The sequence below is a fragment of the Rhodococcus sp. ARC_M12 genome, from assembly GCF_022810385.1.
Taxonomy (GTDB): domain Bacteria; phylum Actinomycetota; class Actinomycetes; order Mycobacteriales; family Mycobacteriaceae; genus Rhodococcoides; species Rhodococcoides navarretei.
The window spans coordinates 549,189-564,270 of record NZ_JALGQI010000001.1 but is presented as its reverse complement, the minus strand read 5'-3'; the positions used below and the strand labels follow the sequence as shown (position 1 = coordinate 564,270).

Below are 15,082 nucleotides of genomic sequence, written 5' to 3'. Positions count from 1 at the left end.
GTCGCTGTTCTCCGAGAAGGCCCTCACCGCGTCGACGGTGGGGGCCTTCTCCCGTGAGGCGGGCAACCTTGTTCATGCAAACTCTTCCGACACGTTCCCCCGTCGACGCCCGGTAGTCTTCCTGGCTCGTTAGACACACCTCATGACCACTTCCGTCATGAGCTCCACTGCCTCGATCGTCCCGGCCACCGACCGCTACTCGCTGGTGTTGTCCACCGACCCGGAGCATCGACTCGCGGCGCAGCGTCTGCGCTACGAGGTGTTCGCGTCCGAGCCGGGCTTTTCCATTCCCACCGACACCGACGGCCTCGACGCCGATCGGTTCGACGAATTCTGCGACCACCTGCTCGTTCGTGACACGTGGACCGACACGTTCGTCGGCTGCTATCGCATGTTGCCGCCGCAGGCCGCCGTGTCTGCGGGCGGGTACTACACCGCAACCGAATTCGATATCTCCGCACTCGATCCAGTCGGCATGAATATCGTCGAAATGGGCAGGGCAGCAGTTCATCCCGATCATCGATCCGGATCCGTGCTCGGGCTGATGTGGGCCGGAATTCTGCACTACCTCGATGTGACGGGATACGAGTGGGTGATGGGCTGTGTGTCGGTGCCCATGCAGTCGGCACCCGGGGACCCCATCGGGGCCAACGTTCGCAGTGTTCGAGACCGCCTGTTGGACAAGCACGCTACGCCGATCGACCGGCGGGTCCGGCCGTATGCTCCGGTCGTCGTCGACGGGGTCGATCTGGTCGACATCGAACCCGCGCAACGAACGTCGATGCCGCCGTTGATGAACGGCTATCTCCGACTCGGAGCCTCCATCTGCGGTGAGCCCGCACACGATCCCGAATTCGGTGTCGCAGATTTCGTCGCTCTACTCGGCCTGCACGAGGCCAACACTCGTTACCTCGACCGATTGCGCTCGGCCGCAACAACGTTCGAGTCGGGTGTCCGGTGACGCAGTCCATCGCGCACGCTCACGCCTGGCTGCCGTCCTCGCCGTGCAGCGACGGCTGTCTGCCGAAGAACCCACCGACGGTCGGACGCATCGTCCTCGTGCTCCGTGTCGTGCTGGCACTGCTGGCGTTCGGGTTGCTGCCGGTGTTGGTCGTCCTCGGGGTTCCTTTCCCGCGGGTTCGCCGTTCGCTGACGCGGATCGGTGCTCGCACACTGCTGTTCGCCATCGGCATCGATCTGACCGTGCTCGACGCCCGGTCCGAGCGGGAACGCTCCCGAACCGCTGCGGGTGCCCTGCACGTCGCCGGTCACATCTCCTGGACCGACGTCGTGGTACTCACCGCGGTTCGGCCGTCGACGTTCGTCGCGCGTGCCGACCTGATCGACTGGCCGGTGCTCGGCCGCCTTGCGCGCGCCATGAAGGTGCTCCCGATCGATCGAGCTCGACTGCATCAGCTCCCCGACGTCGTCGATCAGGTGGCCGACCGCGTCCGCGCCGGTGGTTCGGTCGTCGTCTTCCCCGAGGCCACCACCTGGTGTGGTCGTGCATACGGATCGCTTCGGCCGGCGTTGCTGCAGGCCGCGATCGACTCGGAGACCTGGGTGCAGCCGATTCGGCTGCGCTACCTCGACCGGACCGGCGAGCAGACCACCGCCACATGCTTCGTGGGCGACGAAACGATCGGCGCGTCCATCGGGCGTATCTTTCGACTCCGAGGAGTACGTGCCGAGGTGGAGTTCACGGCCCCGGAGGCACCCGGCGGCGATCGACGCGACCTGGCGCGGCGCTGCGAGGTGGCAATTCGCCGCGACGACGGAGTGGAGCCTGTGGAACGACCCCGGAAGGACGTCTACGACCCTTCGGTGCACGGGGTGATGGCCGAGGCCGAACGCAGCCCGATGTCGCCGACGGTTGCGGCGGCCTGACCGAGCGTCGATCGCAGTGACCGCGGACCCACCTCGCGCGGGTAGGTCCGCGGTCACGACAGCGGGTATCGTCTAGCCTGTCATGCCTTCTGTGCGCAGTACGACTGCTTCCGCCCCGCCGCGGCCACCGGTGTATCTCGATCACGCAGCGACGACCCCGATGCTGCCGAGCGCGATCGAGGCGATGACCTCTGTGTTCGCCACGGTGGGCAACGCGTCCTCGCTGCACACCTCCGGTCGATCCGCTCGGCGTCGAGTGGAGGAATCTCGCGAGTCGATCGCTGCAGACCTCGGCGCGCGTCCCTCCGAGGTGATCTTCACCTCCGGCGGTACCGAGAGCGACAACCTCGCCGTCAAGGGCATCTTCGCGGCTCGGCGGGACTCCGATGCCGCACTGACCAGGATCATCGCCAGCTCGGTCGAGCATCACGCGGTGCTCGATGCAGTGGAGTGGCTCGTTGCGCACGAAGGTGCACGTGTGACCTGGCTCCCGGTCGACACCGAGGGACGGGTCACCGCCGATGTGCTGCGCGCCGAATTGGCCTTGCACGCAGACGAGACCGCGCTGGTCACGGTGATGTGGGCCAACAACGAAATCGGCACCGTCATGCCGATCGCCGAGCTCGCTTCCGTGGCCGCCGAATACGGGGTTCCGATGCACAGCGATGCGGTCCAGGCGGTCCCGCATCTGCCCGTCGATTTCGCCGAAAGCGGTCTGTCCGCACTCAGTATCGCCGCACACAAGTTCGGCGGCCCCCAAGGTATCGGCGCGCTGCTGCTCGGCCGCCAGGTTCCGTGTGTTCCGCTCTTTCACGGTGGGGGACACGAACGAGACGTTCGATCCGGCACCCCGGACACAGCAGGCGTCGTTTCGATGGCAGCCGCGCTGCGAACGACGGTGCAGAACTCGGCTCGGCACCGTGCCGAACTGCGAGCGTTGCGCGATCGGTTGATCGTCGGAATCAGAGATGCCGTTCCCGACGCCATCCTCAACGGCCCGGAAGGCGACGACCGACTCGCGGGCAACGTGCACTTCACCTTCCCGGGTTGCGAAGGCGATTCGTTGTTGATGCTGCTCGATGCGGCGGGCATAGAATGCTCGACGGGTTCAGCGTGCACCGCAGGCGTGGCCAGCGCCAGTCATGTACTGATCGCGCTCGGGTGCGATCCCGCTGTGGCTCGCGGATCGCTTCGGTTCTCGCTGGGAGCCGGCTCGTCCGATTCGGACGTCACCACTGTGCTTGCGGCGCTGCCGCAGGTCGTCGAACGTGCTCGTGCCGCCGGACTTGCCGGTGTCGGAGCTCGAGGAGGAAATCGTTGATGCGTGTTCTGGCTGCTATGAGCGGGGGAGTCGACTCGGCCGTGGCCGCGGCCCGTGCCGTGGACGAGGGCCACGATGTCGTCGGTGTGCACCTTGCTCTCTCGACGGCTCCGGGCGCTCTGCGCACCGGATCGCGCGGGTGCTGCTCCAAGGAGGACGCAGGTGATGCTCGCAGAGCTGCCGACGTGCTCGGAATCCCGTTCTACGTATGGGATTTCGCCGATCGCTTCAAAGAGGACGTCATCGACGATTTCGTCGCTTCCTATGCCGCAGGCGAGACGCCCAATCCGTGCCTGCGCTGCAACGAGAAGATCAAGTTCTCCGCTCTGGCGGACCGGGCCCTGGCACTGGGCTTCGATGCCGTCGCCACCGGGCACTACGCGCAATTGCACGACGGAGTCCTACGCCGGGCCGTGGACGCAGACAAGGACCAGTCGTACGTCTTGGCCGTACTGAATCAGGCCCAGCTCTCGCGCGCGATGTTCCCCATCGGAGACACCCCCAAATCGGAGATCCGCGAGGAAGCGGCCGAGCGTGGGCTCGCCGTTGCGGACAAGCCCGACAGCCACGACATCTGCTTCATTCCCTCGGGCGACACGCGCGCGTTCCTCGGCGCACACATCGGTGTGCGCCCGGGCAAGGTCGTCGACTCCGAGACCGGAGCCGAACTGGCAGACCACGAGGGCGTACACGGTTTCACCATCGGGCAACGCAAGGGCCTCGGTGTCGAAGGTCCTGCCGCCGACGGTCGTCCCCGCTACGTCACCTCGATCGAACCGGAGAGCGGCACCGTCATGGTCGGTTCTGCGCAGAAGCTCGACGTCTGGGCGATCAGCGGAGACCGCGCGGTGTGGACCGAGGGCAGTGCTCCGACCGGCCCCATCGAATGTGTCGTCCAGGTTCGCGCGCACGGCGGGCTGACCGAGGCCGTCGCCGAGGCCGCGGGCGACGGGATGGAGATCCAGCTGCGGACTCCGCTGACCGGTGTCGCCAAGGGGCAGGCAGCGGTGCTGTACCGCAAGGACATTCACGGAGACATCGTCATCGGCAGCTCGACCATCTCGGGCACTCGATCCGAGCGCGAGTGACCCCGAGCACTTTCGCAGGGCTGGCGACCGGGATCGGTTCGTGGCCGGGTACGGACATCCGTGAAGCAGCAGCCGTCGTCGTCGGCGAGTTCGCCGAACTTCCGCACCTCGTCGAGCTTCCGGCTCGCGGCCTCGGAGCGGACATGATCGGTCGCACCGGAGCCATCATGGTCGACGTCGAACTCGACGTGCGCACCTCCGGTTATCGCGTGGTGCCACGTCCGATGCTCGCCGGCCGTCGCGCAGCCGATTTTCTCGCCGAGGACCTCGATGTACTCGAGGAACTGTGGGAGGTGTCGGGGCTGCGCGGCAGCGGCCGCACCGTCAAGGTGCAGGCCGCCGGGCCGTTCACGATGGCAGCGCAGGTCGAACTTCGGCACGGGCATCGAGCCCTCACCGATCGCGGGGCCCTACGGCATTTCGCGGAGTCCCTCGGCGAGGGACTGCGTCTGCATTGCGCTGAGTTGGCGCATCGCCTGGGAGCCGACGTCGTCGTTCAGCTCGACGAGCCCAGTCTCGCAGCCGTTCTGGCCGGCAGCCTGACGGGCATCACCGGGCTCGATTCGGTGCGGGCAGTCCCACAACCGGATGTTCTCGACCTCCTCGATTCGCTGATCGAGACGATCGACCGTCCCGTCGCGGTGCATTGCTGCGACGGCGACGTTCCCTTCGATCTGCTTCGCCGTTCGCGTGCCGCTGCGGTCGCCGTCGACGCGACGGCGCTGCGCCGCAGCGACTTCGACGGGGTCGGCGAGCTGCTGCAATCCGGCAAGACGTTGATGCTCGGGTTGATTCCGTCCGAACACCCCGTGCGGCCACCCCATTGGCGCGAACTGGCCGAGCCGGGTGTCACGTTGATCGACCGCCTCGGTTTCGACAGATCTGTTCTCGCCTCTCTGATTTCGGTGACTCCTACGTGCGGATTGGCCGGCAGCACACTGGAGTGGGCCCGTCGCGCAACAGGACTCGCCCGGGACGTGGCCGCTGCGTTCGGAGATTCACCGGATTCGTTGTGAGATCGCACAGCGCGTCGGCGTCCTGTGCCGCAGACTTCGCTCCGTTCGAGCCCACGACTTTTAGGGCGTCGAACAGGTGTGACACTATTCACATGGCCGTCGGGGGTCTGTTGAATCGGTGGGAGTTCGAGAAATGGCATCAGGTGGTCGCGACTTCGATGAGGTTGCCTCCCGCCGGCGTTCGGGCAGGCACCGTCGAGGTCTGGTAGCGAAACTGGCCGCGGCCACCTCCGATTGGTATCGAGCGCCGCACGATTTCGAGTGGATCATCAACCACCGATCGACCCGACCGCTGACCGGGATCATTCGGGTCGTGTTCGGCTCGGCGGTACTCATGTACGCGCTCACCTCGATTCTGATGCTGTTCTCCGATCTCGGTCCACGCGGCTCCCTGGCAATCGGGTGGGTCTTCTTCGTACTGGTGATTCAGGTGCTCGTCGCCGCACGGTGCGTGTTGGGCCCGATTCCGGGCAAGAAGTTCTTCGTGGGATTCCTCGCCTTCGGTGACATTCTGACCACGTCGGTTCTGCTGCTCTACGCGCCCGTTGCCTCGCTGATCGGGACGGTGCTCTTCGCCGTCACCGGGGCGTTCTGTACGTACTTTCTCAGCCCTCGATTGCTCGTCGCGCACCTGGTGTGGACCGCGACGTTCATCATCGGGTTCGGCATCCGCGTGTTCGTGGCAGTGATGAACGGCGAGGTCGCGTACATCGATGGGCCTTCGGTGGCAACGGCCACCGTGGTTCTCCTTCTCGCCACCGTCGGAGTACCCGTGTTCGCCCAGGTGGCGTGGACGACGCTGTCCAACGATGCCAAGAGGTCCGTGCTCGACCCGTTGACCGGGGTGTACAACCGGCGCGGCATCGACAGTGAACTGCTCGATCTGTGGCAACAGGCGGACAGAGGGACCATGTCCATGGCTTTCCTCGTGGTCGACATCGACAAGTTCAAGGCCGTCAACGACAACTTCGGGCACAGCCGCGGCGACGAGGTGATCGTTCGAGTCGCCGATCGGCTGCGCCGCCTCGTGCGGCACCAGGGCGGTGTGCTCGCCCGAACCGGCGGCGAGGAATTCCTGGTCGCGATGGTCGGCGACGCGCGGGGGATGGTCGATCTCGGCTTCGACGCGGTTCGGGTGCTCGCCGACCGCCGAGACGAGATCCCCGTCACCGTCAGCGTGGGAATGGCACTGCTCCGCGAGGACTCCGCCCTGTGGGACGTGGGCAAATCGGTGGTCGGAAGGGCAGCACGGACGGCGGACGCAGCGATGTACCGGTCCAAGCAGTCCGGCGGCAACAGTTTGGTCATCGACGAGATCTGAGAACCCGAACCACCCGCGGCCACCGCGCCGGTGCGCTCGGGTCGGAGCTTCTGCGATGATCGTCCGATGCATCGGTTATCGGACGCCCAACGACGTGGATTGCCCGCCGGAGTGCTGCTGTCGGTGATGGCCTCCGTGCTGGGCGGCATCTACGCAGAATCCTTCGTGAACGGTTTCGCGCTGACCGCCGGTATCTGCGCGGTGGCGCTCGTCAGTGCGACGCTGTTGCTGGGGTTGATGGGGAGATAGTCGGTGCCTGCCTGTCGGTGGGTTCGGATAATCTTCGAGACGTGCCCGAACCGACCGAACTGCCTGCAGGAACCGACGATGCCGCCGAGGCTGCCGGAGTCGAACTCGATCCCGCCACCTCCGCCGACCGTGAACGGTGGCAGACGCTGGCCGAGGAAGTACGTGGACATCAGTTCCGTTACTACGTACGCGATTCGCCCATCGTGTCGGACGGTGAGTTCGACGCTCTGCTGCGCGAACTGAACGATCTCGAACGAGCGCACCCGGATCTGCGCACGGCGGACTCGCCGACCCAACTCGTGGGCGGCGGTTTCGCGACGGAGTTCACCGCCGTCGACCATCTGGAACGAATGCTGAGCCTGGACAACGTGTTCGATCACGACGAGCTTCGCGCCTGGGCCAAGCGGGTCGAGACCGAGGCAGGGTCCGATCTGGACTATCTGTGCGAGGTCAAGATCGACGGCGTGGCGTTGAACCTGGTGTATGAGAACGGCACTCTGGTGCGCGGTGCCACCCGAGGTGATGGGCGTACCGGCGAGGACGTCACGCTGAACGCTCGGACGATCGACGACATCCCCGATACCTTGACCGGCAGCGACGAGTATCCCGTCCCGGAGCTGCTCGAGGTGCGCGGTGAGGTGTTCTTCCGGTTGGAGGACTTCCAGGCGCTCAACGCGGCACTCGTCGAGGAGGGCAAACCCCCGTTCGCCAATCCACGGAACTCGGCGGCAGGCTCGCTTCGTCAGAAGAACCCGGCCGTCACCTCGAAACGACGTCTGGGCATGATCTGTCACGGCTTCGGACGGATGGTCGGCTTCACCCCCGATTCGCAATGGCACGCGTACGAGGCTCTGCAGGCGTGGGGTCTGCCGATCTCCACCCACACTGCGCGCGTGCAGGGCATCGACGCCGTCATCGAGAAGGTCGACTACTGGGACCAGCACCGCCACGACGTCGAACACGAGATCGACGGTCTGGTGGTCAAGATCGACGAGATGTCGTTGCACCGCCGGCTGGGAACGACGTCGCGAGCACCGCGGTGGGCCATCGCGTACAAGTATCCACCCGAGGAAGTCACCACCACCCTGCTCGACATTCGGGTCAGCGTCGGCCGAACCGGGCGAGTGACCCCGTTCGCGTACATGACGCCGGTGCTGGTCGCGGGTTCCACGGTGTCTCTGGCAACCCTGCACAATGCGTCGGAGGTCAAACGCAAAGGCGTTCTGATCGGTGACACCGTCACGATTCGCAAAGCGGGAGAGGTCATTCCGGAGGTGCTGGGTCCGGTCGCCGATGCCAGGACCGGTGACGAGACCGAGTTCGTCATGCCCACCGAATGTCCGGAATGCTCCACGCCGTTGGCGCCGGCCAAGGACGGGGACGCGGACCTGCGCTGCCCCAATTCACAGTTCTGCCCGGCGCAACGCCGCGAGCGGGTGTTCTTCGTGGCCGAACGGCAGCGATTCGATATCGAGGGTCTCGGATACGAAGCAGCGACGGATCTTCTGGCCACCGGTGCGATCGAGGACGAGGGCGATCTGTTCTCGCTCACCGAGGACGACCTGATGAAGACGGCGATCTTCCGCACCAAGTCAGGCGCGTTGTCGGCCACCGGACGCAAACTGCTCGACAACTTGTCCACCGCCAAGAATCAGCCCCTGTGGCGAGTGCTGGTGAGCCTGTCCATCCGCCACGTCGGCCCCTCCGCCGCACGGGCCCTCGCCGGAGAATTCGGCAGCCTGGAGCTGATCGAGGCCGCGTCCGTCGAGGAGCTGTCGGCGGTGGACGGGGTAGGCGGCACCATTGCGGCCGCTGTTTCCGAGTGGTTCGACGTCGACTGGCACCGGGCCATCGTCGAGAAGTGGCGCAATGCCGGTGTGCGGATGGAGGACGAGCGCGACGCGTCGATCGAGCGCAATCTCGAGGGACTCTCGATCGTGGTCACCGGGTCGTTGACGTCGTATTCGCGCGACGAAGCCAAGGAAGCGATTCTGCTGCGCGGTGGTAAGGCCGCGGGCTCGGTCTCCAAGAAGACCGCGTTCGTGGTTGTCGGCGAAGCCCCGGGTTCCAAGCACGACAAGGCAATCGAGCTCGGCGTACCGGTGCTGGACGAAGCGGGTTTCACCCTGTTGTTGACAGAGGGACCCGACGCGGTGGCTCCGGCCGAACCGGACGCGCAGGACTGATCGGGCGCGGACTGGTCAGTTCAGTACCGTCGCGACGATGCCGGCGAGGTATCCGAGTCGGGCCACCTCCGACGGCCGGAATTCCGGACCTCCCGGTCTGCCCAGCATGAGCACGGTGCCGGTGGTGCCGAGGGGAGCAGCGGCGATCTTGGTGTCCATGTCGCGCCACACCTGGGGGACCCACTCTGCGTCGGCATCCAGGGCGGCGGGGGCTGTCAACGGGAACCACGGCAGTTCGGCGGCGTGGGTCTCGGGAGCTCCTGAGCTCCCCACGAGACGGAACGGGCCGTGCGCGTTGGTGGCGACGACGGTGCTCCACCCCACTCGCAGGACGCGGGGAGCGCCGTCGACGAGCACCTGCAGCCGGTCATCGGACGCCGCGGCGACGCGATCGATCAATTCCAGCTCGCGGTGTGTGTCGAGCACGCCGGTGTACGGCCGTATGGAATCGACCCGGACGTCGTCGAGGTTCTCGGCGGCCGTGATCAGCGTGTCGGGAAGCGAACCGGGCGCGACATCGACCACCAGATCGTCGACGGCATAGCCGTCGCCACGTTCGATGACGTCGAGCGAGAGAATGTCCGCCCCGACCGAACCGAGCGCGACGGCCAACGATCCGAGGCTGCCCGGACGGTCCGGTAGCTGGACGCGGAGCAGGTAGGACATGGCAGCTCCCTTGTCGACTTCTGGCGTACTTCGGCCACTGCGAAGGGAACACGGTGAACCCCGGCGCGAGCAATCCTTGCATCTTCGACCTGTCCGGTACCTCGCGCAACGCGAGCCGTGACAATTCTGACACCCGGAGCAGCCGCCAGGCGTGAGTGAAGCCTGCGTAGTGCTGCGCACTAGGCTGGACCGCGTTCGCGAACCTGAACGGTTCGCTCTGCACAAATACGGGGCCGCTTCGGCAGGCTCCGCTCCTACTGTGTGAAAGGGGTCTACGCGGTGCCAGACATCTCCCGCGACGAGGTCGCCCACCTCGCCCGGCTGTCGCGATTGGCTCTCGGCGATGCCGAACTCGACGAGTTCGCCGGCCAGCTGGATTCGATTCTTCATCACGTCAAGGCAGTGGCGGAGGTGGCGACGGACGACGTTCCGCCCACGGCCAACCCCAGCGACATCGTCAACGTGACGCGTCCCGACGTGATCGTTCCCGGCCTGACGCCGGAGCAATCGCTGTCCGGTGCACCGAACGCCGAAGAGGGCCGTTTCGCGGTGCCGCAGATCTTGGGAGAGAGCGAATGACCGACCTGACGAAGCTCGATGCGTCCGAGCTCGCCACCCGTATTCATGCTCGTGACGTCAGCGCGGTCGAGGTGACCCAGGCGCATCTGGACCGGATCTCCGAGGTCGACGGTGACCTGCACGCATTCCTGCATGTCGCGGGAGTCGAGGCACTCTCGGCGGCGACCGACGTCGATGCCGGGCTGTCTGCGGGACAGGCACCCGCGTCGGCCCTGGCCGGCGTGCCGCTCGCGCTCAAGGACGTGTTCACCACCACGGACATGCCGACGACGGCCGGATCGAAGATTCTCGACGGGTGGATGTCGCCGTACGACTCGACGTTGACCTCGAAGCTGCGGGCCGCGGGCATTCCGGTATTGGGCAAGACCAACATGGACGAGTTCGCGATGGGCTCGTCGACCGAGAACTCGGCGTACGGACCGACCAAGAACCCCTGGGACACCACGCGGATTCCCGGCGGCTCGGGCGGAGGCAGTGCAGCGGCGCTCGCCTCGTACCAGGCCCCTCTGGCCATCGGCACCGACACCGGCGGATCGATTCGTCAGCCGGCGGCCCTGACCGGCACCGTGGGAACCAAGCCGACCTACGGCAGCGTCTCGCGTTACGGACTGATCGCCTGTGCGTCCTCCCTCGATCAGGGCGGCCCGTGTGGTCGAACCGTGCTCGATACCGCGTTGCTGCACGAGGTCATCGCCGGGTACGACGCGCGAGATTCCACGTCGGTGGACACGGCGGTTCGACCGGTCGTGCAAGCGGCCCGAGAAGGCGCTCGCGGTGACCTGGCGGGCGTTCGCGTCGGTGTCGTCAAGGAACTGCACTCGGACAAGTACCAGCCCGGTGTCATCTCGTCGTTCGACGCCGCGGTGGCCACCCTCACCGAGCTCGGTGCCGAGGTGGTCGAGGTGTCGTGTCCCAACTTCGTGCATGCGTTGGCCGCCTACTACTTGATTCTTCCGTCGGAGGTGTCGTCCAACCTGGCTCGGTTCGACGGCATGCGGTACGGATTGCGCGCGGGTGACGACGGCAAGCACAGTGCCGAGCAGGTCATGGCCACCACGCGCGCGCAGGGGTTCGGACCGGAGGTCAAGCGCCGCATCATGATCGGAACGTACGCACTCTCGGCGGGCTACTACGACGCCTACTACGGTTCGGCCCTGAAGGTGCGCACGTTGATCGCACGCGACTTCGATGCCGCATACGAGAAGGTCGACGTGCTGGTGTCGCCGACGACCCCGACGACGGCATTCCCGTTGGGCGACAAGGTCGACGATCCGATGGCGATGTATCTCAACGACCTGTGCACGCTGCCGACGAACCTCGCGGGCCACTGCGCGATGTCGGTGCCGTCGGGCCTCGCGTCCGAGGACGGGCTACCGGTGGGCCTTCAGATCATGGCCCCGGCGTTCGCAGACGAGCGGCTCTACCGTGTCGGTGCCGCGTACGAGACCGCTCGCGGCGCTCTGAGGTAGTTCGAGGTGCTGCATCGGTGGGCCGTCGATCTGGCTCATCTGCCCCTGCTGTCCGGTGCAGTGCCCGCGGTCGCGTTGACTGCAACTGCTGTCGTCACGGCTGTGCTGCTCGTCGCTGTCGTACTGCGGGTCAGGCGGGGTCGTGCACTGGGAACGGTGTTCGGCCCGCTGAGTGCTCTCGGTCTCGTGGCGTCGCTTCTGGTCGCGGCGACGGTGTTCACCAATCTGACCGTCACTCGATACCCGACGGTGGCCGTGGCGCTGGGCCACCGACCGGCCGTCGAGACCGAGGGCACCGGCAGGTTGATGGACGTGGACGTGCCCGGCACGGTGTCGCATTTCGCCGCGCGGCCCGCGACCGTCTACCTTCCGGCGTCGTACGACTCCGGTACGAGCGACCTACCTGTGCTGGTGCTTCTCACCGGCCAACCCGGCCATGTCGTCGACTGGATCGAGGGTGGTCGTCTGGCCCAGACGATGGACGCCTTCGCTGCACGTCACGGCGGTGCGGCCCCGATCGTCGTGGTGGCCGACGGCCTGGGTGACACCGAGGCAAATCCGATGTGCATGGATTCGGACCTCGGAAATGCCGCTACGTACCTGTCCGTCGATGTGCCGCAGTGGATTCGGTCGAATTTTCGGGTGTCCTCGGATCCGAGAGCCTGGGCGGTGGGCGGCTATTCCTACGGGGGAACGTGTGCGTTGCAGCTGGCGGTGACTGCGCCCTCGGTGTATCCCACCTTTCTCGACATCTCAGGCGAGGACGAGCAACGCCGGGGCACGAGAAGCGAGTCCGTCGCAGCGGCATTCGGCGCGGACACCCCGGCGAACGAGGCGCGTTTCGAGCGCGCGACGCCGCTGGACGTTCTCTCGCGCATCAGCTTTCCCGATTCGGCCGGTGCTTTCGTAGTCGGTGCCGACGACGAGGAGTTCCGACCGCAAACCGAGCGGGCCTTCTCTGCAGCACAGGCTGCAGGTCTCGACGTGCACTACAGCGAGTTGCCCGGTGGGCACTCGATGCAGGTGTGGGCCCCGGCGCTGGAGCAGGAAATGGATTGGCTCGGTGGACGATTGGGGCTGCTCGACTGACGCCCGGACGTGTCGTCACCGACACCGTGGCATGCTCGTACCTTGGTCGGTTCCGTACCGATGGCCGTGACCTGCGTCGACGTCGAGCGCCGCCGCGAGATCGACGGTCGTCTGAACGAAACTCACGAGGGGCAGCCACATCGGCGTCGGTGCGTCGGGCGGGGTGGCCAACGTGTGCGGCGGTGACCACAGCAGCTCGGCGGACCAGCGAACGACGGGATCGGAGGAATTGGCCACTACCGTTGAGCCCTCCGCGTTCACGGCTCCGGCGGGTGGACCTGCCCAGACGGCACCGCAGACACTGGGATCGCTGCGCTCGAGCGACACGTACGCGTCGCTTCCCGCCACCGCACCCAAACTCTGGCCGTAGACGATCACGTCGGGCGGTGTCGATTCCGACGCCGCTCGCGCAGCGACCGCACGAACCATTGCGTTCGCGGAGCGGCGCGCGTCGTCCTCGGCGAACAGGAACGTCGCCCAACTGGGCTTGTTCGAGTACTGCACCGCCACCGTGGCGACATCGCCGCCGAACCTGCTCTCGGCTCCGATGACAGCGTTCTCGTCCACCCACCCCGATCCGGTCGGTATCGCGACGACCACGACGCTGCGCTCGAAGGCACCGGCGCGATCCATGTCCGCGACGGCCAATGCGACCCGCCGATCAAGCGTGGGTGCCGAATCGAGCCCCACGTAGGTGCGCACTGTCTCGAGGTCGAGACCACCGGAGACGAACTTCCGGCCCTCTCTGCCGAGGGTGCGCCACGGGACGAGCGAACCCGGTGCCCCGGACCTCGTTGTCGAGCTCGGAGTGGTCACGGCATCGTCGAGCGCCGAATTCGAGGCAGAGAACGAGGTCGACATCGCAGACCAGACGGCGGGTGCGGCAACGAAGTACGCCATGAGACCGGCAATCGCAATCAGGATCACCGATCGATCACCGCCGAGTGCACCGCCGATTCTCGTGGCCGCACGGCCCAGTCCGCAGAGAAGCAGCGCAACACAGATAGCCCCTGCAGCGACGTCCAGTGCGTACCGCCACTCGACCGTGTCGAAATCCATGGCGGCTCGTAGTCGGTTCTGCCACCGAAGATTCGCGACCGACGACGCGATCGCCGTCAGTGTCCCGGCACCCGCCGCCCAGGCCCGCAGGCGCACCCGATCGGGCTTCCGTGAGCCGAGCGCGCGCCGGGCCGACCACATCACGGCGAGTGCACTCGCCATCAGGACACCGGTCAACACGGCTTGGGTGGCGGCCGGCCGTGGGAGCAACGAAGGAGCGGACGACACCATCACCGCAGCGGTGAGTGCAACGGAGGTTCCGATTCGAGGAACTCGGCTGCCAGTCGACGGCCAAGATGCAGTGTCGACTGTCCGTGCACCGCTTCGCCTGCCGACTGCGGCGACTCCGGCAATCGAGCCGATCATGCGTGAACCGCCGGCTCGGACATCAGTTCGGCCGACAATGCGCGTCGGTGCACATACCGGCCGGTTGCGGTCACCGACAGCGCAATCAGCGCGATGCCTGCGCTGCCCGACACGAACGGCAACATGGGTTCGGCCATCGGTGCTCCGAAGGACTGTCGCCAGGAATTGACGTCAACGGCGGTTGACGCCACCGATGCGGCGGCGTCGCATACTCGACGGGATCCGTCGTCGGCCCGGTCCACGCAGGCGGCGTGCATGCGCGTCTCGAGCTGGGCGTCGACCGACCTGCGCCACTCCGGGTCCACTGTTGCTCCCGTGGCAGCGGCGTATCGAATGAGGTCGTAACCCAGATCGTGGGCCTTGCATGCGGAATCGAACTCCGACGGCAGGGGTACGGGCGACGAACAGTCTCCGCGCGGGTTCTCCGCGATGTCGTCCTGCACCCGAGGCCGGTACCCCATCACCGACGTGAAATCGTCGGGAATGCTCAGGACGGCGGTGTCCGGCGACTCGGTGATCAGTGCGTGCAGCGACACCGCGACCGGTGAAGTCGAGTCTGCAGCCGGCGGTTTCGATGCTGCGCCGGTCGTGGACGTGACCGCCACGATCGCTCCCGCCAGAAACGCGAATTTCCGAGAAGTGTTGCTGCTCATGGCGTTCGACGCTAAGGAGCGACGGACCCGTCGAACATCGGACCCAGGTCTCGTTCTGCAGCGCCCGTGGAGGGCGTTCGGAGCGCGACCCGGTACCTGGGTAGTGGACCGAACCGATACTCAGGTATGACGA

Annotated in this window: 14 protein-coding genes; 11 read left to right on the top strand and 3 right to left on the bottom strand. The window is 66.3% G+C overall.

Going from position 1 to position 15,082, the window contains the following annotated elements:
• Positions 1-142 precede the first annotated feature (142 nt).
• The 8 genes from MTX35_RS02625 (at position 143) to ligA (ending at position 9,068) form a co-directional block, all read left to right on the top strand.
• On the top strand, positions 143-961 hold the full coding sequence (locus MTX35_RS02625) for a GNAT family N-acetyltransferase (protein WP_243593443.1): 819 nt from the start codon (positions 143-145) through the stop codon (positions 959-961).
• Entirely contained in the window at positions 958-1,887 is a 930-nt protein-coding gene (locus MTX35_RS02620) for a 1-acyl-sn-glycerol-3-phosphate acyltransferase (RefSeq protein ID WP_243593442.1), read from the top strand. Before MTX35_RS02625 ends, MTX35_RS02620 begins: the two co-directional genes overlap by 4 nt.
• Positions 1,888-1,969: 82 nt before the next feature.
• Positions 1,970-3,208, top strand: coding sequence for a cysteine desulfurase family protein (locus MTX35_RS02615; RefSeq protein WP_243593441.1), 1,239 nt, complete (start codon positions 1,970-1,972; stop codon positions 3,206-3,208).
• Positions 3,208-4,296 carry a tRNA 2-thiouridine(34) synthase MnmA gene (mnmA, locus tag MTX35_RS02610; RefSeq protein ID WP_243593440.1) on the top strand — a complete coding sequence of 363 codons (1,089 nt, stop codon included), beginning with the start codon at positions 3,208-3,210 and terminating at the stop codon, positions 4,294-4,296. Before MTX35_RS02615 ends, mnmA begins: the two co-directional genes overlap by 1 nt.
• Positions 4,293-5,312 (top strand): methionine synthase, encoded by a 1,020-nt coding sequence (locus tag MTX35_RS02605; RefSeq protein WP_243593439.1) that lies wholly within the window; start codon positions 4,293-4,295, stop codon positions 5,310-5,312. Before mnmA ends, MTX35_RS02605 begins: the two co-directional genes overlap by 4 nt.
• Before the next feature lie 133 nt (positions 5,313-5,445).
• Positions 5,446-6,633 carry a diguanylate cyclase gene (locus MTX35_RS02600; RefSeq protein WP_243593438.1) on the top strand — a complete coding sequence of 396 codons (1,188 nt, stop codon included), beginning with the start codon at positions 5,446-5,448 and terminating at the stop codon, positions 6,631-6,633.
• Between the two features lie 66 nt (positions 6,634-6,699).
• Entirely contained in the window at positions 6,700-6,882 is a 183-nt protein-coding gene (locus MTX35_RS02595; protein ID WP_243593437.1) for a hypothetical protein, read from the top strand.
• 41 nt (positions 6,883-6,923) lie between these two features.
• Positions 6,924-9,068 (top strand): NAD-dependent DNA ligase LigA, encoded by a 2,145-nt coding sequence (ligA, locus tag MTX35_RS02590; protein WP_374230218.1) that lies wholly within the window; start codon positions 6,924-6,926, stop codon positions 9,066-9,068.
• Positions 9,069-9,083: 15 nt separating this feature from the next.
• On the opposite strand, the gene MTX35_RS02585 is transcribed toward ligA, so the two are convergent.
• Positions 9,084-9,734, bottom strand: a complete 651-nt coding sequence (locus MTX35_RS02585) for an amino acid-binding protein (protein WP_243593436.1) — start codon at positions 9,732-9,734, stop codon at positions 9,084-9,086.
• Positions 9,735-10,013: 279 nt separating this feature from the next.
• On the opposite strand from MTX35_RS02585, the gene gatC reads away from it, so the two are divergent.
• From gatC to MTX35_RS02570, 3 genes are read left to right on the top strand one after another with little or no spacing between them, the layout of a single operon-like run.
• On the top strand, positions 10,014-10,313 hold the full coding sequence (gatC, locus tag MTX35_RS02580; protein WP_243593435.1) for an Asp-tRNA(Asn)/Glu-tRNA(Gln) amidotransferase subunit GatC: 300 nt from the start codon (positions 10,014-10,016) through the stop codon (positions 10,311-10,313).
• The gene (gatA, locus tag MTX35_RS02575) at positions 10,310-11,782 is read left to right on the top strand and encodes an Asp-tRNA(Asn)/Glu-tRNA(Gln) amidotransferase subunit GatA (RefSeq protein ID WP_243593434.1); all 1,473 of its coding nucleotides are present in this window, start codon (positions 10,310-10,312) and stop codon (positions 11,780-11,782) included. Before gatC ends, gatA begins: the two co-directional genes overlap by 4 nt.
• Positions 11,783-11,788: 6 nt before the next feature.
• Positions 11,789-12,871, top strand: a complete 1,083-nt coding sequence (locus MTX35_RS02570) for an esterase family protein (RefSeq protein WP_243593433.1) — start codon at positions 11,789-11,791, stop codon at positions 12,869-12,871.
• A gap of 15 nt (positions 12,872-12,886) precedes the next feature.
• Here the strand turns inward: MTX35_RS02570 and MTX35_RS02565 are convergent, their stop codons facing one another.
• Positions 12,887-14,296: an alpha/beta-hydrolase family protein gene (locus tag MTX35_RS02565; RefSeq protein WP_243593432.1), complete on the bottom strand. Its 1,410-nt coding sequence runs from the start codon at positions 14,294-14,296 to the stop codon at positions 12,887-12,889.
• Positions 14,293-14,949: a hypothetical protein gene (locus MTX35_RS02560; RefSeq protein ID WP_243593431.1), complete on the bottom strand. Its 657-nt coding sequence runs from the start codon at positions 14,947-14,949 to the stop codon at positions 14,293-14,295. The genes MTX35_RS02565 and MTX35_RS02560 overlap by 4 nt, the downstream gene beginning before the upstream one ends.
• Positions 14,950-15,082: the final 133 nt, after the last annotated feature.

What these genes read in the sequence shown, in the direction of transcription:
- MTX35_RS02625 (WP_243593443.1), top strand. Translation starts at nt 143, where the DNA reads ATGACCACTTCCGTCATGAGCTCCACTGCCTCGATCGTCCCGGCCACC.
- MTX35_RS02615 (WP_243593441.1), top strand. Translation starts at nt 1,970, where the DNA reads ATGCCTTCTGTGCGCAGTACGACTGCTTCCGCCCCGCCGCGGCCACCG.
- mnmA (WP_243593440.1), top strand. Translation starts at nt 3,208, where the DNA reads ATGCGTGTTCTGGCTGCTATGAGCGGGGGAGTCGACTCGGCCGTGGCC.
- MTX35_RS02600 (WP_243593438.1), top strand. Translation starts at nt 5,446, where the DNA reads ATGGCATCAGGTGGTCGCGACTTCGATGAGGTTGCCTCCCGCCGGCGT.
- MTX35_RS02595 (WP_243593437.1), top strand. Translation starts at nt 6,700, where the DNA reads ATGCATCGGTTATCGGACGCCCAACGACGTGGATTGCCCGCCGGAGTG.
- MTX35_RS02585 (WP_243593436.1), bottom strand. Translation starts at nt 9,734, where the DNA reads ATGTCCTACCTGCTCCGCGTCCAGCTACCGGACCGTCCGGGCAGCCTC.
- gatA (WP_243593434.1), top strand. Translation starts at nt 10,310, where the DNA reads ATGACCGACCTGACGAAGCTCGATGCGTCCGAGCTCGCCACCCGTATT.
- MTX35_RS02565 (WP_243593432.1), bottom strand. Translation starts at nt 14,296, where the DNA reads ATGATCGGCTCGATTGCCGGAGTCGCCGCAGTCGGCAGGCGAAGCGGT.
- MTX35_RS02560 (WP_243593431.1), bottom strand. Translation starts at nt 14,949, where the DNA reads ATGAGCAGCAACACTTCTCGGAAATTCGCGTTTCTGGCGGGAGCGATC.